This window comes from Bradyrhizobium frederickii, from assembly GCF_004570865.1.
GTDB classification, from domain to species: Bacteria; Pseudomonadota; Alphaproteobacteria; order Rhizobiales; family Xanthobacteraceae; genus Bradyrhizobium; species Bradyrhizobium frederickii.
This window is the reverse complement of record NZ_SPQS01000003.1, coordinates 254,688-274,597: the sequence shown is the minus strand read 5'-3', so window position 1 is coordinate 274,597 and position 19,910 is coordinate 254,688. Positions and strand designations below refer to the sequence as shown.

Below are 19,910 nucleotides of genomic sequence, written 5' to 3'. Positions count from 1 at the left end.
CCATCACCGCGTCAGCTTCTTGTACTTCATGCGGTGCGGAATGATGCTGTCCTGGCCGAGCCGGCGCATCTTGTCCTTCTCGTAGTCCTGGAAGTTGCCTTCGAACCATTCGACATGGCTCTCGCCCTCGAAGGCCAGGATGTGGGTCGCGATGCGGTCGAGGAACCAGCGATCATGGCTGATGATGACGGCGCAGCCGGCGAAATCCTCCAGCGCCTCTTCGAGCGCGCGCAGCGTGTCGACGTCGAGGTCGTTGGTCGGCTCGTCGAGCAGCAGCACGTTGGCGCCGGACTTCAGCATCTTGGCCAGATGCACGCGGTTGCGTTCACCGCCGGAGAGCGCACCGACCTTCTTCTGCTGGTCCGCGCCCTTGAAGTTGAACGACGAGCAGTAGCCGCGCGAATTCACTTCCTTCTTGCCGAGCAGGATCAGCTCGTTGCCGCCGGAGATTTCCTCCCACACGGTCTTCTTGCCGTCGAGCGCATCGCGCGACTGGTCGACATAGCCGAGATGCACGGTCTCGCCGACCGTGATCGTGCCTGAGTCCGGCTTCTCCTGGCCCGTGATCATCTTGAACAACGTGGTCTTGCCGGCACCGTTGGGGCCGATGACGCCGACGATGCCGCCGGGCGGCAGCTTGAAGTTGAGATTGTCGATCAGGAGGCGATCACCGAAGCCTTTGCTGAGCCCCTCGAAATCGACCACGTTGGCACCGAGCCGCTCGGCAACGGGAATGATGATCTGCGCGGTCTGCGTCTGCTTCTCGCTCGCCTGCTTGAGCAGCTCCTCATAGCGCTGGTAGCGCGCCTTGGACTTGGCCTGGCGCGCTTTCGGCGAGGATGCGACCCATTCCTGCTCGCGGGCGAGCGTCTTCTGGTGCGCGGCGTCCTCGCGTCCCTCCTGCTCCAGGCGCTTCTGCTTCTGCACCAGCCAAGACGAGTAATTGCCCTCATAGGGGATGCCGCGGCCGCGGTCGAGCTCGAGGATCCAGCCCGTGACGTTGTCGAGGAAGTAGCGGTCGTGGGTCACGATCAGGATCGCGCCGGGATAGTTGCGCAGGTGTCCTTCCAGCCACGACACCGACTCGGCGTCGAGATGGTTGGTGGGCTCGTCCAGCAACAGGAGTTCGGGCTGGTCGAGCAGCAGCCGGCACAGCGCGACGCGGCGGCGCTCACCGCCCGAGAGCTTGGTGACGTCGGCATCATCGGGCGGACAGCGCAGCGCGTCCATGGCCTGGTCGACCTTGCTGTCGAGATCCCAGAGGCCCTGGGCCTCGATCTCGTCCTGCAGCTTGGTCATCTCGTCGGCGGTCTCTTCCGAGTAGTTGACCGCGAGCTCGTTGTAGCGGTCGAGGATCGCCTTCTGCTTGGCGACGCCCCGCATGACGTTCTCGCGCACCGAGAGCGCAGGGTCGAGCTGCGGCTCCTGCTCGAGATAGCCGACGCGGGCGCCCTCGGCGACCCAGGCCTCGCCGGTGTATTCCTTGTCGAGCCCGGCCATGATCTTGAGCAGGGTCGACTTGCCCGAGCCGTTGACGCCGAGCACGCCGATCTTGGCGTCCGGGTAGAACGACAGATGGATGTTATCGAGCACCTTGCGGGTCGGGTAGCTCTTGGTCAGGCCCTGCATGAAGTAGATGAACTGGCGCGCCATCGGTCCCGAAAACCTTCGATTTGAGGAAATTTGCTTCGCCAGCGATGTAGCGATCCCGTCCCGAAAGGGCAACGTTTTCCATCCGTTCACCACGGGTGATTACGGACCGGACACCATCTCGCCCCTGATCCGGACAATTGAAACTATCTTTTAATGAATTAGGCAAAAGCTCGGTTTCGCGCGGAAACAGCGCCACCCGCCAGAATGAACGGGAGCACAGCGAGGCCGCATCATGGCTCTGATCGAGACCCATTCTCTTCCTGTTCCGGCAGAAGCCGGCCACGTCTCCGACTTCGCCTCGGAGATCAAGGGATTCTGGAAGCGCTTCTTCGCCACCGCCTTCAATCCCTACCGGCCCGAACTGCACTACATGCGCGGCCCCGGCCCCGCCTGGCGCGCCAAGCACGGCATGAATGCGCCGTTCCGCCTGAAGCCCCGCGACCTCTAAAGCGCCCGCTCTGCTGTCGGATTTTTGAAGACGCAGGCGGCTTGCGCGCTGGTGCGATTGCGCGCAACCATGGCCCGGTTCCGACGACGGCGCTGGCCCGGCGCCCTCACCTCTCGCCATGGATGAACGCTGATGAGCCGGCTGCGCTGTGCAATTCTCGATGACTATTTCAACCTCGCGCTCGACGTTGCCGACTGGCAGAAACTGTCCGACCGCGTCGACGTCACCGTGTTCAGCCATCCCTTCGCTTCCGAACGGGCCGCGGCCAGCGCGCTGGCCGACTTCGAGATCATCTGCGCGATGCGCGAGCGCACAGCATTCCCCGGGAGCCTGTTCGAGAGCTTGCCGAAGCTGAAGCTGCTCTTGACCTCAGGCATGCGCAACGCCGCGATCGACCTGGAGACCGCCAAGGCGCGCGGCATCGTCATCGGCGGCACGCAATATTCCCGCGATCCCACCGCGCCGCTGACCGTGGGCCTGATCCTGGAGCTGACCCGCGGCATCGGCCGCGAGAATGCGCGCATGCATGCCGGCGAGCCCTGGCAGACCTTTGCCGGCGTCGAGATCGAAGGCATGACGCTCGGAATCGTCGGACTCGGCAAGCTCGGCAGCAAGATGGCCGGGATCGCCAAGGCGTTCGGCATGAACGTGATCGCCTGGAGCCCGAACCTGACGCCGGAGAAATGCGCGGGCACCGGCGTCGGCTACGCCACCAAGGAGGAGCTGTTCGCCAAGGCCGATATCGTCACCATCCATGTCGTGCTGAGCGAGCGCTCGCGCGGTCTCGTCAGCCGCGAGGATTTGGCCCGGATGAAGCCGACGGCGTTCCTCGTCAACACCGCGCGCGGGCCGATCGTGGACGAGCAGGCACTGCTCGAGGCGTTGCAGCAGCGCAGGATCGCAGGCGCCGGCCTGGATGTGTTCTCGGTCGAGCCGCTGCCGGTCGAGCATCCCTTCCGCAAGCTCGACAACCTCGTGCTGACGCCGCATCTCGGCTACGCCACCAAGGACGGTCTGGGCATCCATTACAGCCAGATGGTCGAGGCGATCGATGCCTTCACCAAGGGTGGCGAGTTGCCGCGCAGGCTGGCCTGAAACGACAATGGGCGTGCCAAGGCACGCCCATTGCAGTTCGCACTCTATCTCGCAGCGTTCAGCGCACGGTCACCGGCGCGGGCAGCGGCGGGACCACCGTCGGCTGCGTGCCCGGGACAGGCCCTGCCTGGGCGGCCATCGGAGCCGGACCGGCAGCAGCACCGGACGCTGGCGCGGCCGACGCGGTCGCCGTTCCCGGCGGCGGGCCGCCCGGCATCACGACCACGCGGGTGCCGACCTTGACGCGATCGAACAGGTCGGAGACGTCCTCGTTCAGCATGCCGATACAGCCCGACGAGACGAACTTGCCGATGGTCGAGGGCTGGTTGGTGCCGTGGATGCGGTAGACCGTCGAGCCGAGATACATCGCGCGCGCGCCAAGCGGATTGCCGGGGCCGCCGGCCATGAAGCGCGGCAGATAGGGCTGGCGTTCGATCATCTCGGTCGGCGGATGCCAATCCGGCCACTCGGCCTTGCGGGTGATCTTCTGCACGCCGGTCCAGGTGAAGCCGTCGCGGCCGACGCGCACCCCGTACCGGATCGCGCGGCCATTGCCGAGCACGTAGTAGAGATAGGTGTTCGGCGTATCGACCACGAGCGTGCCGGCCGGCTCCTTGGTCTGGAACGAGACCTCCTGGCGGCGCAGGTTCGGCGGCAGCTGCACCGGCGCAGCATCGGGCTGCTCCTCGGGCGGCAGCGCGGCCAACGTGATCGGCCTTCCATCGGCGCCGACGGGCGGCTGGCCGGCCTGGACCGTTCCGGTGGCGGCGGGACCGCCGACGGCCTCCGGCGGACGCAGGCCATCATTGACAGGAGCCTGCTGGCCTGGACGATCGGCGTAGATCACCGGCGGCGGACCGGCGGGGCGGCCGTAGCGGGGATCATCGGGCGACATCACGGGGCCCTGCGGCGGCGCGGCCGAATAGACCGGCGCGCCAGCGGGGCGGCCATAACGCGGATCGTCCGGCGACATCACCGGGCCCTGGGGCGGGGCTGCCGAGTAGACCGGGGGCGCGCCGAGCGGGCGGCCATAGCGCGGATCGTCGGCCGGGCCGGGCGGCGGCAACGATGCATGCGGCATCGCGTCGTCGTCATCGTCGAGCGCGTCGAAATTGGGCGTGCGGTCGCCGGGCCGATACTCGGCCGGGGCGCCGTAGCCCGGCACCTGCTGGACCGGATAGCTCTGAGCCTGCGCGAGCGAGGTTCCCGCCGCAGCGACTGTTGCGGCAGCGCATATCGTCAGAAAATGTTTGATCATCATCGCTCTTGTATAGTCCCCAAGCCCGACCGGCCCGTTAACGGCCAGATGACGGAAGATAGCGGCACATTCAAGACATATCAGGCTTATTTGAGCCGGATTTGCCGTTTTGTGATCCGCAAGACTACCGTTGCCCCGTTGCATCACGGGGCGAAAATCGCTTCGCGCCCCGGATTGCCTGACACATCGGCACCGAATTTAACGGAACGGGTCGAAATCGTTGCGGTATGTTCGAATCAGCCTGATTCGCCGCCGATTTGAGCTCCCGCTCCCCGCGCGGCGAACACGGCAAACAGTACCGTCACCGCGTTCAGATGGCTCATGGGCCCTGGCACCCCACGCCGCCGGGGCGGAAATTCGCAACCCTTCGATGCTTCCCGGCTTTCGCTTCCTGTTTGCCGCGATCCTGCTGTCAACCTCCATCCTGGTGTTCGGCCTGGGCGCCGCCGCGCTGCTGCGCGCGAGCCACGAGCAGTATGTCAGCAACCCGTCCTGGCGGAACGGCCCGCAGGAGCAGATGTTCGCGCAAGCTTCCGAGCCTGCCCAGCCGGTGCTCGCGGTCCTCCGCGCCGAGCCGGAGATCACGGCCGAACCCGAGCCGTCGGTCCGCGACCAGGTGCCGACCATTGGACTGCCGGTAACCGAGCCGGAGCAGGTCGCCGCGCTGACCGCGGCTGACGTCCCGACGCAGGCCGCTGCGCCTCCGGCGGAAGCGGCGGCCGTGGAGCCGGCCAAGTCCGCGACCACCGCGGACGCCACTGCGCCCGCCCCGGCCGACACGCTCACCCAAGCCGACACGACGGCCTCGATTCCCGACGCCAAGCCTGACTCTCAGCCTGCCGCTGTCGCGACCGCCAGCGAGCCGGCACCGGTCGATCCCAGTGCCGCCCTCGTCTCCTCGGCGCCCGAGGTCGCTTCAAGCAAGCTGGCCGCGCTGAACGATCCGGCGACGACGGCCGTGAAGGACGCGCCGGCGAAGGCCAAGGTCGATAGCAAGGCCGACGACAAGGCGACCAAACGCAAGGCGAAGGCGAAGAAGCCGCACCGCGTGGCGCGGCGCCCGCCGCCTCAGCAATTGCAGCAGCAGCTCGATCCGTTCGGTCAGCAGCAGCCGGCGTTCGCGACGACGACCGCGCGCACGCGCTGACTCTCTTCCTTCGCCTCTCCCCGCTCGCGGGGAGAGGCCGGAATTCGCGCGGAGCGCGGATTCCGGGTGAGGGGGACTCTCCGCGAATCTCGCTGTCACCGTCCCCGTGGAGACTCCCCCTCACCCCAACCCTCTCCCCGCAAGCGGGGCGAGGGGGCGCACCGCCATCGCGGCGTTACGCCGGCCCGGTCGCGATGGCCGGGCCGCCCTCCTGGCCCCATTCCGACCAGGAGCCGTCATAGAGCGCGGTGTCGGTGATCCCCAGGCGGTAGAGCGCGAGCGTCAGCACGCCGGCGGAGACGCCGGAGCCGCAGCTCGTGACGATCGGCGCATCGAGCTTGACGCCGGCGCCCGTGAAGGCGGCGCGCAGCTCCTCGAGCGACTTCATTGTGCCGGTCGCGGCGTCGAACAGCAGATTATACGGCACGTTGCGGGCGCCCGGGATGTGGCCGGAGCGGATGCCCGGACGCGGCTCGGGCGCGCGGCCCTCGAAACGGTCGGCGGCGCGCGCGTCGATCACCTGCTCGGCACGGCTTTCGACATTGGCGATGAGCTGCTGCATGCTGCGCACGCGCTTCGGGTCAAAGCTCGCCTTGAACGTCGCCGGCTTCGGCTTCACCTCGCCGCTCTCGACGGGGCGCCCCTCGGCGCGCCATTTCTTCAGGCCGCCGTTGAGGATGCGCACGTTGCTGTGGCCGAACGCCAGGAACATCCACCACGCGCGCGGCGCGGCGACCCAGCCGCCGGCATCGTAGAGCACGACGGTGTCGCTATTTCCGACGCCGAGATTGCCGACGTCGCGGCCGAACTGCTCGGCGCTCGGATACATGTGCGGCAGCGGGTTGGAATGGTCCGACACCGCATCGACGTCGAAGAACACAGCGCCCGGCAGATGCCCGGCGAGATAATCGTCCTTCGGCAGCGGCAGCACGCCCGGCAGCTTGAAGCTGGCGTCGAGGATCTTGACGTTGGCCTCGCCGATATGGGCGGCGAGCCATTCGGTGGAGACGAGGGGGTCGGTGGCGGTCATTCGCTATTTCCTTGTCATTCCGGGGCGTGCGCAGCACGAACCCGGAATCCATCGTGCGGCTGAGTCAGTGGATGAATGGATTCCGGGTTCGCGCTACGCGCGCCCCGGAATGACGGGTGGGGGGAGCGAGGCTCACCCCTTCTTCTTCGGCTCCCACTTCTCCGTCGGGCCGCCGGCATCGCGCCAGGCGGCGTAGCCGCCGGCGATGTGGGCGACGGGCTTGAGGCCCATGTCCTGCGCGGTCTTGGCGGCGAGCGCGGAGCGCAGGCCGCCGGCGCAGTGGAAGACGAACTTCTTGTCCTCCTGGAAGATCGGCTTGGCGTAGGGACTCTGCGGATCGATCCAGAATTCGAGCATGCCGCGGGTGCAGGCGAAGGCGCCGGGAATGCGGCCGTCGCGCTCGATCTCGCGGGGGTCGCGGATGTCGACGATGACGACGTCGCCGTTCTTGGAGATCTCGATGGCATCCTTGGCGGTGAGCGTCTCGATCTCGGCATTGGCCTCGTCGATCAGCGCCTTGATGCCGCGCGTGATGTTTTGGGGCATGTGGTTCTCCCTTCTCGTTGTCATTCCGGGGCGATGCGCAGCATCGAGCCCGGAATCCATTTATCTACACGGACTGCGGCCCGATGGATTCCGGGCTCGCGACTTCGTCGCGCCCCGGAATGACGACGGGAGGCATCAGTGCGTCAATTCCTTCATCGCAGCTTCCAGCCCCTCGATGGTGATCGGATACATGCGGCCCGCGAAGATGCGCTTGATGATGGTGGTGGATTCCGAATAGTCCCAGTGCTTCTGCTGCACAGGGTTCAGCCACACTGCATGCGGATAGGTGCGGATGATGCGGTCGAGCCAGACCGAGCCGGGCTCCTCGTTGACGTGCTCGACCGAGCCGCCGGGCACCATGATCTCGTAAGGCGACATCGAGGCGTCGCCGACGAACACGATCTTGTAGTCGTGCGGATATTTGTGCAGCACGTCCCAGGTCGGAGTGCGATCGGTGAAGCGGCGCTTGTTCTGCTTCCACACGCCTTCATAGAGGCAGTTGTGGAAGTAGAAATACTCCATGTGCTTGAACTCGCTCTTCGCCGCCGAGAACAGCTCCTCGACCTGCTCGATATGCGCGTCCATGGAGCCGCCGATGTCGAAGAACACCAGGAGCTTCACCGCGTTGCGCCGCTCGGGGCGCATGTGGACGTCGAGATAGCCGTGATTGGCGGTCTCGCGGATCGTAGTGTCGAGATCGAGCTCGTCCGGCGCGCCGGTGCGCGCGAATTTGCGCAGGCGCCGCAGCGCCACCTTGATGTTGCGGATGCCGAGTTCGACATTGCCGTCGAGGTCTTTGAACTCGCGCTTGTCCCACACCTTGACGGCGCGGTTGTTGCGGTTCTTCTCCTGGCCGATGCGGACGCCCTCGGGATTGTAGCCGTGGGCGCCGAACGGCGAGGTGCCTGCCGTGCCGATCCATTTCGAGCCGCCCTGGTGGCGGCCCTTCTGCTCCTCGAGCCGCTTCTTCAGAGTCTCCATGAGCTTGTCCCAGCCCATGGCCTCGATCTGCTTCTTCTCTTCTTCCGTCAGGTATTTCTCGGCGAGCTTCTTCAGCCATTCCTCGGGGATCTCCGCCTTCTCCATGGCATCCAGGAGGTTCTCAAGCCCCTTGAACACCGTGCCGAAGACGCGGTCGAACTTGTCGAGATTGCGCTCGTCCTTCACCAGCGAGGCGCGCGACAGGTAATAGAAATTCTCGACCGTGTAGTCCGCAAGGTCGGCGTCGAGCGCCTCCATCAGCGTGAGGTATTCGCGCAGCGTCACAGGGACCTGCGCGTCGCGCAGAGAGGTGAAGAATTGCAGGAACATGGGCGACAGATTGCCCGTCGGGGGACGAACGTCAAGAGGCGCTCCACCTCTCCCCGCGGGGGAGAGGTGAGCTGCGCCGATGGATCGATCGGGCGATTCAGCGTGGACCCGGGTGCTTTTTGCTCTAGAATTGGCACCCTCACGGGGTTGTTTTGGGGACGTATATGGGAATTCTCGCAGCGCTCATCATCGGGGCGATCGCAGGCTGGCTCGCGGGCAAGATTGTCCACGGGGCGGGATTTGGGCTGGTCGGCAACATCGTCGTCGGCATCATCGGCGCGCTGGTTGCGAGCTGGGTGCTGCCCCAGCTCCACATCCAGCTCGCCTCCGGCACGGTCGGCGCCATCGTGGACGCCACCATCGGCGCGGTGATTGTGCTCGTCATCCTTTCGCTGATAAAACGGGTCTGAAAGCCTGACCGAACCAGGAACGGCCGCCATGTGCGGCCGTTCGCTTGTCGTGACCAAGGCAACGAAATTGGCATTGCCTCACGACGACGACCAACAAGGACGCGCGATGAAATTTACCGGCACCAAGGACTATGTTGCGACCGACGATCTCAAGGTGGCCGTCAACGCCTCGATCGTGCTGGAGCGCCCGCTGCTCATCAAGGGCGAGCCCGGCACCGGCAAGACGGTGCTGGCGGAGGAAGTGGCGAAGGCGCTGAACGCGCCGCTTCTGACCTGGCACATCAAGTCCACCACCAAGGCGCAGCAGGGCCTCTACGAATACGACGCGGTGTCGCGCCTGCGCGACAGCCAGCTGGGCGATGCGCGCGTGTCCGACATCAGGAACTACATCAAGCGCGGCAAGCTGTGGGAGGCCTTCACCGCCGAACAGCGCCCGGTGCTCCTGATCGACGAGATCGACAAGGCCGACATCGAATTCCCCAACGACCTCCTGCTCGAGCTCGACCGCATGGAATTCCATGTCTACGAGACCGGCGAGACGATCAAGGCCAAGCAGCGCCCGATCATGATGATCACCTCCAACAACGAGAAGGAGCTGCCGGACGCCTTCCTGCGCCGCTGCTTCTTCCACTACATCAAGTTCCCCGACGCCGACACGATGGGCCGCATCGTCGACGTTCATTTCCCCGGCATCAAGAAGCGCCTGGTCGAGGAAGCGCTGCGCATCTTCTTCGAGGTCCGCGAGGTCCCCGGCCTGAAGAAGAAGCCGTCGACCTCGGAGCTGCTGGACTGGCTCAAGCTGCTGCTCAACGAGGACATGAGCGTCGAGCAGCTGCGCGAGCGCGACCCGCGAAAACTGATCCCGCCGCTGCACGGTGCGCTGCTCAAGAACGAGCAGGACGTGCATCTGTTCGAGCGGCTGGCGTTCTTGAGCCGACGGGAAGTGTGAGCGCGAGCTCGCCTGTGATAGCTCGGCTGCATCCCCACCACCGGTGTCATGCCCCGGCTTGACCGGGGCATCCAGTACGCCGCAGCTTCTCGGCTCAATCACAACCGCCTCTGGAATACTGGATCGCCCGGTCAAGCCGGGCGATGACGGCGAGTGCGGGGTTGCAGACACGCCTTCGCAGCCTCGCGGCGCATTTCGCCCGAGCTTTGTTTGCATCCTCGCCCCAAAGAAAGAGGGCGCAGGGAAGGCCGGGTGCTGACCTCGCACCCGCGGTCTGCTGCGCAAAAGGTGCACGCAGAAAACCGCACAGCAGCATACAGGTGTGGCCAATCACTCGGCCTTCCCTGCGCGATGGTCGGACGGCTTATGCCGTGCTCTCCCGGGAGCCGAACTTTCCTTCTGGCCTCCCTCGCCCCGCGAATTGGATGATGCCGTCTGCCCGGTCGGGCTCGCGCACACCTCCGCGGACAGCTTGACCGTAGCAACGACGGCCAGGACCACACGGTTTTGCCGTACGCACGGCTCGCCCTTTCGCCGCAGTTTTCCCAGCCCTGTCGACAAAGCCGGAAACTTACAAGCGAGACGGAGCCTAGCAGCGCCGTTCGTCACACGCGGGGTTCAGGCTCACAGGGACTACCCGCCCTGCCCGTCCCATCTCGTGCCGACGCTGCCGCGTCCACCGCAACCCGGCCCGCGTTTCGAACGACTCGCGAACCGCCCCTCTTCCTCGGGCCGGGCTGTGTCGATCTATGCCGCAATTCCGAATTTCGGTAAAGTGGAATATTTTTGCGCGGAGGGATTGACGCGGTGGCGGGTGTTTTGCCCGACGGGCTACGGGCCGTGAAGCATCGCGGCCCACTCCAGAGCCGGAAGCACCGTGCCGACGAGCAGGCCATATGAAAAGGCCTTTTGAATTGGTGTGCCCCGAGGAAACCATCCTATTCCTCCCATGAAGTACATGACCGCCCAAAGGCCGGCAAACAGGGTCCAATCCCGCCAGCCCACGCGCAGCAGCAGGCCGACCGGAATAGCGGTGCAGAGAAATACGAGGCCGCAGAAGGCAATTTGGCCAACGGATTGCCGCTCAGTGCCGGATTGGGGCATTTCGCGTTCTGCCTATCGATGAAATGCGTGGGGCGGATTCGCCCAACAAAGATATCACGCCACCGCCGCGTCCGGAATCCTTGCGGCTTCCATCGGCTGCTTACCGCGGATCAGGTCCGAGGCGCGGTCGGCGATCATCATGGTGGAGGCGTTGAGGTTGGCCGAGATCATGCGCGGCATGACGGAGGCGTCGATGACGCGGAGGCCTTCAAGCCCGTGCACGCGGAGCTGGTCGTCGACCACCGCCCAGGTGGACTCCGCCGGGCCCATGCGGCAGGTGCAGCCGGGGTGGAAGGTGGTGGTGCCGCGCTCGGTGGCGGCGTGCAGGAATTCGTCGTCGGTGTTGACGTTGGGGCCGGGGAAATCCTCGTAGGCGTAATAGGGCGACAGCGGCGCGGACTTCAGAAGCTTGCGCGCCAGCTTCATGCCGCCGACGATGACGCGGCGGTCGAGCTCGGCATCGAGATAGTTGGTCTGGATGATCGGCGGCGCGAACGGATCGTTCGAGCGGATGCGGACATAGCCGCGGCTCTCCGGGCGCTGCTGCCAGGAGGCCACGGTCATGCCGGGCTCGTCCTCGAGCTGGCCCTGCACGCCTTCCTTGTAGGACGCCGGCGTGAAGGTGAGCTGCAGGTCGGAGCTTTCGGCGCTCTCGCCGGAGTGCCAGAAGCAATAGACCATGGTCGGCGACAGCGAGAGCAGGCCGCGGCGCGCGGTCGCCCATTTCAGCGCCTCGATCCACAGCGAGAGGCCGCGGCGGAGCTCGTTGATGGTCTTGATATCCTTGACGCGCGCCACCGTGCGCGGGGCGTAATGGTCCTGCAGGCCCTCGCCGACAGGCAGCGCGTGACGCACGGCAATGCCGTGCCGTTGCAGCAGATCGGGCGAGCCGATGCCGGAGAGCTGCAGGAGCTGCGGCGAATTATAGGTGCCGCCGGACAGGATCACCTCCTTGTTGGCGCGCACCTCTACCGGCGTGCCGCCGCGGCCGCCCTTGCTGTAGCGCACGCCGACGGCGCGCTTGCCTTCGAAGATGATCTCAGTCGCGTGCGCATGGGTGCGCACATGCACGTTCGGCCGCTTCATCGCCGGCTTGAGGAACGCGGTCGAGCCGGAGACGCGCAGGCCCCTCTCGATGGTGCGCTGGCAATAGGAGACGCCTTCCTGGGTCTTGCCGTTGTAATCGGGGTTGCGGGGAATGCCGAGCGAGACCGCGCCTTCCATGAAGGCTTCGCAGAGCGGATCGCGCCAATCCATGGTGGTGACGGTGAGGCTGCCCTCGCGGCCGCGATAGGTGTCCTCGCCCTCGCCGACGCGCTTCTCCAGCCGGCGGAAGTAAGGCAGCACGTCGGCATAGCCCCAGCCGCGATTGCCCATCTGCGCCCAGGTGTCGAAATCCATGCGCTGGCCGCGATTGTAGATGTGGCCGTTGATCGAGGACGAGCCGCCGAGCGTCTTGCCGCGCGGCGCATAGATGCTGCGGCCGCCGGTCCAGGGCCCGGGCTCCTGCTGGTAGGCCCAGTTGATGCTCTTCATGTGGAAGGTCTTGATGAACCCCGCCGGCAGATGGATGTAGGGATGCCAGTCGGACGGCCCGGCCTCGAGCACGCAGACGCTGACGTTCGGGTCTTCGCTGAGCCGGCTGGTGAGCACGCAACCGGCGGAGCCCGCGCCGATGATCACATAATCAAATCTATCCATGGTGGCGTCCTTAGCGCGCGATGATTGCCGAACGGATGGTGCCGGCCACGAGCTCGCTCCAACCTCTCCCGCTTGCGGGGGAGGTCGGCGCGAAGCGCCGGGTGGGGGCTCTCTCCACGCGGGGAGTCCCACCGCGGAGGCACCCCCTCCCCAAACCTCCCCCGCAAGCGGGAGAGGGAGCGCAGTGCGGCCGCGGATGCACCGAACCAATCACGCTCATGACTAGCGCGGCTTGTCGTTGAGCTGGAATTCCAGATGCGCCTGCACCGTCGGCCATTCGGCGGCGGTGATGCTGTAGACCACGGTATCGCGCAGCGTGCCGTTCGGCGCGATCTGGTGGCTGCGCAGGATGCCGTCCTGCTTGGCGCCGAGGCGCTCGATGGCGCGGCGGCTCTGGTGGTTGAAGAAATGCGTACGGAACTCGACCGCGATGCAGTTCAGCGCCTCGAAGGCGTGCCGGAGCAAGAGCAGCTTGCACTGCGTGTTGAGCGGGCCGCGCTGCGCGCTCTTGCCATACCAGGTCGAGCCGATCTCGACGCGGCGGTTCGTGGCATCGATGTTCATGTAGGTGGTCATGCCGACGATGTTGCCGCCGGCATCGAACACCGTGAAGGGCAGCATCGAGCCCGCGGCCTGCAAGGCCAGGCGGCGGTCGATCTCCTTGCCCATGTTCTCCGGCAGCGGGATCGCGGTGTACCAGAGCTTCGAGAGCTCGCCGTCCTTGACGGCCTCGACCAGCCCCGCGCGATGATCATGCGACAGCGGCTCGAGACGGGCGTGCTGTCCGCGCAGGGTGACGGGATCGGGCCAGGGCATTGCTCACTCCATAGTAGGGGCCGTCATTCCGGGGCGCGACGAAGTCGCGAGCCCGGAATCCATAATCACGGTTCAGGGTTATGGATTCCGGGCCTGCGTGCTGGCGCACGCATCCCGGAATGACGACCGATGTATTGGCACACTTCGTCCAGATACATTCACTTATTCAAAAAATTCAACGGCAATCCGCCGCGCGGCCAGTCTATGGCGACCAGCTCGCCCTTGCCCGATAGCGTGATGTAGGCGGTCTTCAGCTCGGGGCCGCCGAAGGCGATGTTGGTGGTGACGCGGTCGCCGGTCGGGACCTGCTCCACCAGCGTGCCATCGGGCGCGATCACCGAGATGCAGCCGGAAACGAGCGTGGCGACGCAGACATTGCCGCCAGCCTCCACCGCGAGCGAGTCGAACATCTGGTAGCCGCCGAGGCCGCAGATCGGCTTGCCCCGCTCGCCGCGATAGATCGGATCGCGCGGCTTCAGCGTGCCGGGCGCCGAGAGCTCGTAGGCCCACAGCCGCCCGGTCGGCGTCTCCGCGATGTAGACGGTATTCTCATCCGGCGACAGCCCGATGCCGTTCGCCGGCAATATGCCGTGCACGATCTCGACCAGCTCGGTCATGCCGGGCTTGAGATAATACATGCCGCCGACGTCCATCTCGCGCGCGCGGCGCTTGCCGAGATCGGAGAACCACAGGCCGCCCTGCTTGTCGAACACCAGATCATTCGGCCCGCGCAGGTCATGCGCGCCGCATCTGGTCACCACGGTCTCGACCTTGCCGGATTGCAGATCGACGCGCTGGATCGAGCCGCCGAGATAGTCGTCCGGCTGCGGGCCGGGCATGATCATGTTGCGGGTCGGGATCCAGGAGAAGCCGCCATTGTTGCAGATGTAGATCTTGCCGTCGGGCCCGAGCGCGGCGCCGTTCGGGCCGCCGGGAATCTTCGCGACGATCTCCTTGCGGCCGTCAGGATGGACGCGGGTCAGGCGCTGGCCGCGGATTTCCACCAGCACCACCGAGCCGTCCGGCATCACGACCGGCCCTTCGGGAAATTCGAGGTCGGTGGCGAGAACGCGGACGTCAGGCATTGTGAGACCCTCCCGGCTTGTTATGACTTGCACGGGATGTCCGGCACGGCTCCACACGCAAGCTTTGCCTGCGGTTATGGCAAAGTCGCCGCGGCTTGCCAAGCAAGCGGGACGGTATGCCAGCGTTGCGGAAGCTCTACTCCCTCACCGGCAGCCAGATCTCGAAGCCGCCATTGCCGGTCGCGGGATCGAAGGCCTCGTCATAGCGCTCGAAGTTCGGCGCGTCCGCGGCCTCTAGACCCGATGCCGGCAGCCACTGATTCCAGATCGTGTTGACGGTGCGGCGGATCGAGGCGACGTGATCGGTATGGGTGAACACCGCATAGCGCTGCCCGGGAATGCGGATGCGACCGAAACGGCGCGGCAGGTCGGAGAAATCGGCGACCTCGACGCCGGCGATGTAGTCGAAATTGCCGGCATCGTCGCCATTGCAGCAGACGCCGTAAGCGACTTGATCTTTCCCTTGGCCGACACGTGCGGGAATGTCGGCGACCTCCTGATGGAAGCGCCGCCACAGGCCCGGGATCATGGCGCCGTTGTCGCAGGAGATGCGCTCGGCTGGACCGGCGACGAGAAATGCCTTCACGGTTTCGAAACGCGGCGGGGCGAGATGGTCGAGCATGGTGGAATCCATGAGGATCGGCTCCTGAAGCTTGAGGTGGCTGACGCACGTTGCCGCCCTCACCGCTTCGGGCGTGGCACCGAACTGGTCGCGGAACGCGCGGGTGAATGCTTCGTGCGAGCCGTAATCCGCCTCCAGCGCCAGCGACAGGATGTCGGGCGCGCCGTTCGCGAGGCTGCGCGCGGCCTCCGTCAGCCGGCGGGCGCGCACGTAGCGGATCACCGGAAGGCCCGTGGCTGCGGCAAACGCCCGCACGATGTGGAACCGCGACACGCCCGAGACCGCAGCGATGTCATCCAGCGTCATCGGCTCGGCCAGATGGGTCTCGATATACCAGAGCGCGCGCTGCGCTGGATTCATGGCGGCTCAACCCTCGTTCGAAGCGCGGCCATGATGCGCATGCCATCGGCCGCTCCGCTTGATCGGCATTGCTGTCCCGGCATGAGGATAGACCGGGAATGGCCACTGGCAACGCCCGGCGGTTCACGGTTACATTCCCAGGGAACCGCTCACCAGAAGGCACGGAGGAACCGCGTCATGGAAATCACCGATGTGCGGGCGCACCATATCCGCATCCCCTATGACGCCGGTGCCGCCAGCTTCCGCCAGGGCGCCTCCGCAATCACCGCCCTCGACATGGTGCTGGTCGAGGTCTTGACCGATGCCGGACTGACCGGCTGGGGCGACGCTTTCGCCTATGTCTGCCCGCGCACCACGCGCAGCGCGGTCGAGGAGATGATCGCACCGCAGGCCCGCGGGCTGAAGCTGCCCGATGCCGCCGGCATCCCCGCCGTCATGGAGCAGATCCAGCGCAATCTGCATCTGTTCGGCCGCTACGGCATCACCATGTTCGCGATCTCGGGGCTCGACATCGCGCTCTGGGACCTTGCCGCCAAGGTCGAGGGCGTGCCAGTGCATCGCCTGCTCGGCGAGACCAGGCGCACGGCCATTCCGGCTTACGCGAGCCTGCTGCGGATCGGTACGCCCGACAACATCGCCGCCGAATGCCGGAAGGCGCTCGCGCTCGGCTATGGCGCGATCAAGCTGCACGAGACCACGGCGCCTGCGGTGTTCGCCGCACGCGAGGCGATCGGACCAAGCATTCCGCTGATGGTCGACATGAACTGCCCGCTCACGGCCGCGCAGGCGATCGCGTTTGCGCAGACGTGCCGCGACGCGCTGCCGATGTTTCTGGAGGAGCCGGTCTGGCCGCCGGAGGACTTTGCCGCGCTGGCCGAGGTCCGCAGCAAAGGCGGGCTCGACATCGCCGCCGGTGAGAATGCCTGCACGGACTATCAATTCCGCCAGATGATGGAGGCGGGCGCGGTGAGCCACGCCCAGCCCTCGGTGACCAAGGTCGGCGGCATCACGGAATTTGTGAAGGTCGCGGCGCTCGCCGATCGGCGCGGCGTCAAGATCGTGCCGCACTCCCCGTATTTCGGGCCGGGCCTGCTCGCGACGCTGCATCTGCTGGCGACACGCGACGACGGGCTCGTGGAGATATTCCATCTCAAGCGCGAGGCCTGCCTCTGGGGCGGCCGCGCGGATGCCGATGCCACCGGCCACGTCGCGGTGCCCTCGGGACCCGGGCTGGGCTATGAGCCCGACCCCGGCGTGATCGAGCGATATCGCGTGACGTGATGGCCAAGCTTATTTCGCGGCGTCCTTGGCCGGCGGCACGTCCTGCTTCTTCTTCAGATCCTCGGCCGTCTTCGCTTGGGCGGCCTGGAGATCGAGAAGCGTCTTCTGCAGGCCGGCGAGGTTCGTCTTCAGCGCGTCGATCTGACGGTTGGCGGCGTCCAGCTTCTGCTGATGATCGAGATTGAGCTTGGTGATCGTCTTCTGCAGGAAGTCGACATTGCTCTGCAGGCAGGAGGTGCGCCGCTCCATGGTCTTCTCGACCGTGCAGATCTCGATGCCGGGCACGTCCTGCGCGTGCACCGGCGCATGCGCCAGCGTTGCGAGCAGCAACATCGCGAAACAAATGCCGGCACCTCGAAGCAGCATGAAGGTTCCTCGTCCGATCGATCACGGCAATGTGCGCTGTTTGCGCACAGCCGGCAAAGGCTACCACACTCGTACCGCATTCTCGCGTTGAGCTTGCGCCGTTCCCTCGGACGGGGAACGATGATCCGCATGCGGAAGAAGTGGGCGCTCTTTCCGCGGCTTTGTTTAGGGGAGATTTTCGGAATGGCAACGCGCGATAGACGACTGGCGGAATTCGACGGCGCCGGAGAACCGCCGCCGGGCCTGGCGCTCGAAGTGCTGTGCGAGGACCATAGCGGAACGTATCAATTGCCGTTCGCCTGCCGCTATGTCGAGGGACGCTGGCAGAACCACGAAGCCGGCATTGCGGTCGAGGCCACCGTCATCGGCTGGCGCCTGCCGCGCGTGAAGCAGCGCGGGGCCGCCTGAAACCCATATCTGTTCCAAAATGCAACGGCGCCGCGCTCCGCCTTAACGAATGGAACGCGGCCCGAACGAATCGCGTCCGAATCAGCCGGTTGGCCGTGTACGCACCTGTTCACGGCTAGATGTCGATGCGGCTGTGCAGGTGCGTACAATATCTGTGCGGCGGGGCGAACGGCCTCGGCCGCGCGGGAGCGCCAAAGGTTAATCCTGACAAGGGGATAGCCGGCTCAGGCCGATCCGCCCGGTACCGCCCCCGAAACAGGCAAGGCCGCACTCGCCTGCCTAATATTCGACCTCGAGCTCCTCGATCTCGGCGGGCTCCTCCCGCGCCGCTGCGATCCATTCCTGCATCTCGGGCATCGCCATGATGGTGTCGGCATAGGCCTGCAGCTGCGGCTCCAGCTTGACGTCGTAGGTGACGAAGCGGGTCACCACGGGCGCGTACATCGCATCCGCCATGGTGCGCTGCGCGCCGAACAGGAAGGGGCCGCCCGACCGCTCCAGGCAGTCGCGCCAGATCGACGAGACGCGGTCGATATCGGCCTGCGCACGCGACCAGATCTTGAAGCCGGGAAAACGTCCCTTCAGATTCACCGGCAGCGAAGCGCGCAGCGTGGTGAAGCCGGAATGGATTTCGCCGCAGATCGAGCGGCAATGGGCGCGCTGGATGCGGTCATCGGGCAACAAGCCGGCCGACGGCATCACCTCGTTGAGATATTCGGCGATCGCCAGCGTATCCCAGACCACGGCGCCCTCGTGCCGCAGGCACGGCACCAGGATCGACGAGGACAGCAACAGGATCTCCGCGCGCGCCGACGGATCGTCCGGCGCGGTGACGATTTCCTCGAAATCGAGCCCGGAGAATTTCGCCAGCAACCAGCCGCGCAGCGACCAGGACGAATAATTCTTGCTGCTGATGGTCAGTGTCGCCTTTGCCATATGGCCCCTTCCCTGATCCCGCTCTCCGCCGGCCCGCGGACGTGCCCTGTGCCTGCCGTGAGGTGAACAGCAAGCGACGTGCCAATTTTGCGGGCGGCCCGGCCGCCGGTTTGGCGTCGTTATTGCATGGCACCGCGGGACGGGGTGGGCGTTTCAGTTATGATGTCGATGAATTATCAGGCCTTTCAGAACCACATGGACCTGACGGCGCCGTGGCGCGCGGGGGCCTCGTCTGCGCTCAGGTTTCTCAACCTGGTGCCGCAGGGCATGTCGGATCAGCTCGTTGGCCGGCTCTCGGCCGCGCTGGAGCTGATCTCACGCTCGACCCTGACGTATCACCGGCCGGCCTACGGCATCGAGCGCGTGATGGTGGGAAATCGCGAAGTGGCCGTCGCCGAGGAGATCGCCTACGCGACGCCGTTCGGCTCGCTGCTGCACTTCAAGAAGGACGGCGTCGGCGAGCAGCCGCGCATGCTGCTGGTGGCGCCGATGTCCGGCCATTTCGCCACGCTCTTGCGCGGCACCGTGCAGACGCTGCTGCAGGACCACGACGTCTACATCACCGACTGGCACAATCCGCGCGACATTCCGCGCAGCGAAGGCCGCTTCGGGCTCGACGACTACACCGAGCATCTGATCGAGTTCCTAGGCCAGCTCGGGCCGCGCCCGCACATGGTCGCGATCTGCCAGCCCTCGGTCTCGGCGCTCGCGGCCGCCGCGATCATGTGCGAGGACAACCATCCCTCGCGCCCGGCGACGCTGACGCTGATGGCCGGCCCGATCGACACCCGCATCCAGCCGACCCGGGTCAACGAGTTCGCCAAGAGCAAGCCGATCGAATGGTTCGAGCAGAACCTGATCAACTACGTGCCGGTGCAATGCCGCGGCGCCCTGCGCAAGGTCTATCCCGGATTCGTGCAGCTCACCGCGTTCGTCTCGATGAATCTCGAGCGCCACATCAAGCAGCATCTCGACCTCGCCAACCACATCGCCAAGGGCGAGAAGGACAAGGCCGCGACCATCAAGACCTTCTACGACGAATATTTCGCCGTGATGGACCTGCCGGCCGAGTTCTACATCGAGACCGTGCGCGACGTGTTCCAGGAGCACCTGTTGCCGCAGGGCAGGCTGATGCATCGCGGCCGTCCCGTGAACACCAGGGCGGTCAGCCGCATGGGGCTGATGACGGTCGAGGGCGAGAAGGACGACATCTGCTCGATCGGCCAGACGCTCGCCGCGCAAGATCTCTGCACCGGCGTACGCGCTTATCGGCGCGTCCACCACATGCAGGCCGGCGTCGGCCATTACGGCGTGTTCTCAGGCCGGCGCTGGAACAACGAGATCTATCCGCTGTTGCGGGATTTCGTGCACGTCAATTCGTGAG

The 19,910-nt window shown here is 65.7% G+C and carries 20 protein-coding genes; 8 read left to right on the top strand and 12 right to left on the bottom strand.

All coding sequences use genetic code 11. The features are described 5' to 3' along the window. Positions 1–3 precede the first annotated feature (3 nt). Positions 4–1,653, bottom strand: coding sequence for an energy-dependent translational throttle protein EttA (gene ettA / locus E4K64_RS06775; RefSeq protein WP_135162787.1), 1,650 nt, complete (start codon positions 1,651–1,653; stop codon positions 4–6). Between the two features lie 232 nt (positions 1,654–1,885). Between ettA and E4K64_RS06770 the strand changes: the two genes are divergently transcribed. Together E4K64_RS06770 and E4K64_RS06765 are read left to right on the top strand one after the other, a co-directional pair. Next, a complete protein-coding gene (locus E4K64_RS06770) occupies positions 1,886–2,101 on the top strand; it encodes a hypothetical protein (RefSeq protein WP_135162785.1) in 216 nt (71 codons plus the stop codon). Positions 2,102–2,233: 132 nt separating this feature from the next. Beyond that, positions 2,234–3,196 (top strand): D-2-hydroxyacid dehydrogenase family protein, encoded by a 963-nt coding sequence (locus E4K64_RS06765; protein WP_135162784.1) that lies wholly within the window; start codon positions 2,234–2,236, stop codon positions 3,194–3,196. 58 nt (positions 3,197–3,254) lie between these two features. On the opposite strand, the gene E4K64_RS06760 is transcribed toward E4K64_RS06765, so the two are convergent. After that, positions 3,255–4,454, bottom strand: a complete 1,200-nt coding sequence (locus E4K64_RS06760; RefSeq protein WP_167771848.1) for a L,D-transpeptidase — start codon at positions 4,452–4,454, stop codon at positions 3,255–3,257. A 370-nt stretch (positions 4,455–4,824) separates the two neighbouring features. Between E4K64_RS06760 and E4K64_RS06755 the strand changes: the two genes are divergently transcribed. Continuing rightward, positions 4,825–5,601 carry a hypothetical protein gene (locus E4K64_RS06755; protein ID WP_135162781.1) on the top strand — a complete coding sequence of 259 codons (777 nt, stop codon included), beginning with the start codon at positions 4,825–4,827 and terminating at the stop codon, positions 5,599–5,601. A gap of 175 nt (positions 5,602–5,776) precedes the next feature. On the opposite strand, the gene sseA is transcribed toward E4K64_RS06755, so the two are convergent. The 3 genes from sseA to E4K64_RS06735 all read right to left on the bottom strand — a co-directional run bounded on the left by sseA (position 5,777) and on the right by E4K64_RS06735 (position 8,488). Continuing rightward, positions 5,777–6,631, bottom strand: coding sequence for a 3-mercaptopyruvate sulfurtransferase (gene sseA / locus E4K64_RS06745; protein WP_135162777.1), 855 nt, complete (start codon positions 6,629–6,631; stop codon positions 5,777–5,779). Positions 6,632–6,763: 132 nt separating this feature from the next. After that, positions 6,764–7,177: a rhodanese-like domain-containing protein gene (locus E4K64_RS06740; protein WP_135162775.1), complete on the bottom strand. Its 414-nt coding sequence runs from the start codon at positions 7,175–7,177 to the stop codon at positions 6,764–6,766. A 135-nt stretch (positions 7,178–7,312) separates the two neighbouring features. Then, entirely contained in the window at positions 7,313–8,488 is a 1,176-nt protein-coding gene (locus E4K64_RS06735; protein WP_135162773.1) for a vWA domain-containing protein, read from the bottom strand. Positions 8,489–8,652: 164 nt separating this feature from the next. Between E4K64_RS06735 and E4K64_RS06730 the strand changes: the two genes are divergently transcribed. Next, positions 8,653–8,898, top strand: a complete 246-nt coding sequence (locus tag E4K64_RS06730; RefSeq protein WP_126255191.1) for a GlsB/YeaQ/YmgE family stress response membrane protein — start codon at positions 8,653–8,655, stop codon at positions 8,896–8,898. Positions 8,899–9,004: 106 nt separating this feature from the next. Further along, on the top strand, positions 9,005–9,847 hold the full coding sequence (locus E4K64_RS06725; protein WP_028152332.1) for an AAA family ATPase: 843 nt from the start codon (positions 9,005–9,007) through the stop codon (positions 9,845–9,847). An 831-nt stretch (positions 9,848–10,678) separates the two neighbouring features. On the opposite strand, the gene E4K64_RS06710 is transcribed toward E4K64_RS06725, so the two are convergent. From E4K64_RS06710 to E4K64_RS06690, 5 genes are all read right to left on the bottom strand, one after another. Next, positions 10,679–10,951 carry a hypothetical protein gene (locus E4K64_RS06710; RefSeq protein ID WP_135162772.1) on the bottom strand — a complete coding sequence of 91 codons (273 nt, stop codon included), beginning with the start codon at positions 10,949–10,951 and terminating at the stop codon, positions 10,679–10,681. Between the two features lie 54 nt (positions 10,952–11,005). Then, on the bottom strand, positions 11,006–12,652 hold the full coding sequence (locus E4K64_RS06705) for a GMC family oxidoreductase (protein WP_135162770.1): 1,647 nt from the start codon (positions 12,650–12,652) through the stop codon (positions 11,006–11,008). Between the two features lie 222 nt (positions 12,653–12,874). Continuing rightward, positions 12,875–13,468 (bottom strand): GNAT family N-acetyltransferase, encoded by a 594-nt coding sequence (locus tag E4K64_RS06700; RefSeq protein WP_135162769.1) that lies wholly within the window; start codon positions 13,466–13,468, stop codon positions 12,875–12,877. 158 nt (positions 13,469–13,626) lie between these two features. Then, a complete protein-coding gene (locus E4K64_RS06695) occupies positions 13,627–14,553 on the bottom strand; it encodes an SMP-30/gluconolactonase/LRE family protein (protein ID WP_135162767.1) in 927 nt (308 codons plus the stop codon). A gap of 136 nt (positions 14,554–14,689) precedes the next feature. After that, entirely contained in the window at positions 14,690–15,535 is an 846-nt protein-coding gene (locus tag E4K64_RS06690) for an AraC family transcriptional regulator (protein ID WP_135162765.1), read from the bottom strand. A gap of 177 nt (positions 15,536–15,712) precedes the next feature. Between E4K64_RS06690 and E4K64_RS06685 the strand changes: the two genes are divergently transcribed. Further along, the gene (locus E4K64_RS06685; protein ID WP_135162763.1) at positions 15,713–16,816 is read left to right on the top strand and encodes a mandelate racemase/muconate lactonizing enzyme family protein; all 1,104 of its coding nucleotides are present in this window, start codon (positions 15,713–15,715) and stop codon (positions 16,814–16,816) included. Between the two features lie 9 nt (positions 16,817–16,825). Here the strand turns inward: E4K64_RS06685 and E4K64_RS06680 are convergent, their stop codons facing one another. Continuing rightward, positions 16,826–17,182, bottom strand: a complete 357-nt coding sequence (locus tag E4K64_RS06680) for a coiled-coil domain-containing protein (RefSeq protein ID WP_135162762.1) — start codon at positions 17,180–17,182, stop codon at positions 16,826–16,828. Between the two features lie 183 nt (positions 17,183–17,365). On the opposite strand from E4K64_RS06680, the gene E4K64_RS06675 reads away from it, so the two are divergent. Beyond that, a complete protein-coding gene (locus tag E4K64_RS06675; protein ID WP_028138161.1) occupies positions 17,366–17,590 on the top strand; it encodes a hypothetical protein in 225 nt (74 codons plus the stop codon). Between the two features lie 279 nt (positions 17,591–17,869). Here E4K64_RS06675 and E4K64_RS06670 read toward each other — a convergent pair whose 3' ends face one another. After that, positions 17,870–18,526 carry a glutathione S-transferase family protein gene (locus E4K64_RS06670; RefSeq protein ID WP_135162761.1) on the bottom strand — a complete coding sequence of 219 codons (657 nt, stop codon included), beginning with the start codon at positions 18,524–18,526 and terminating at the stop codon, positions 17,870–17,872. Between the two features lie 159 nt (positions 18,527–18,685). Between E4K64_RS06670 and E4K64_RS06665 the strand changes: the two genes are divergently transcribed. Beyond that, positions 18,686–19,909: a polyhydroxyalkanoate depolymerase gene (locus tag E4K64_RS06665; RefSeq protein ID WP_135162759.1), complete on the top strand. Its 1,224-nt coding sequence runs from the start codon at positions 18,686–18,688 to the stop codon at positions 19,907–19,909. Position 19,910: the final 1 nt, after the last annotated feature.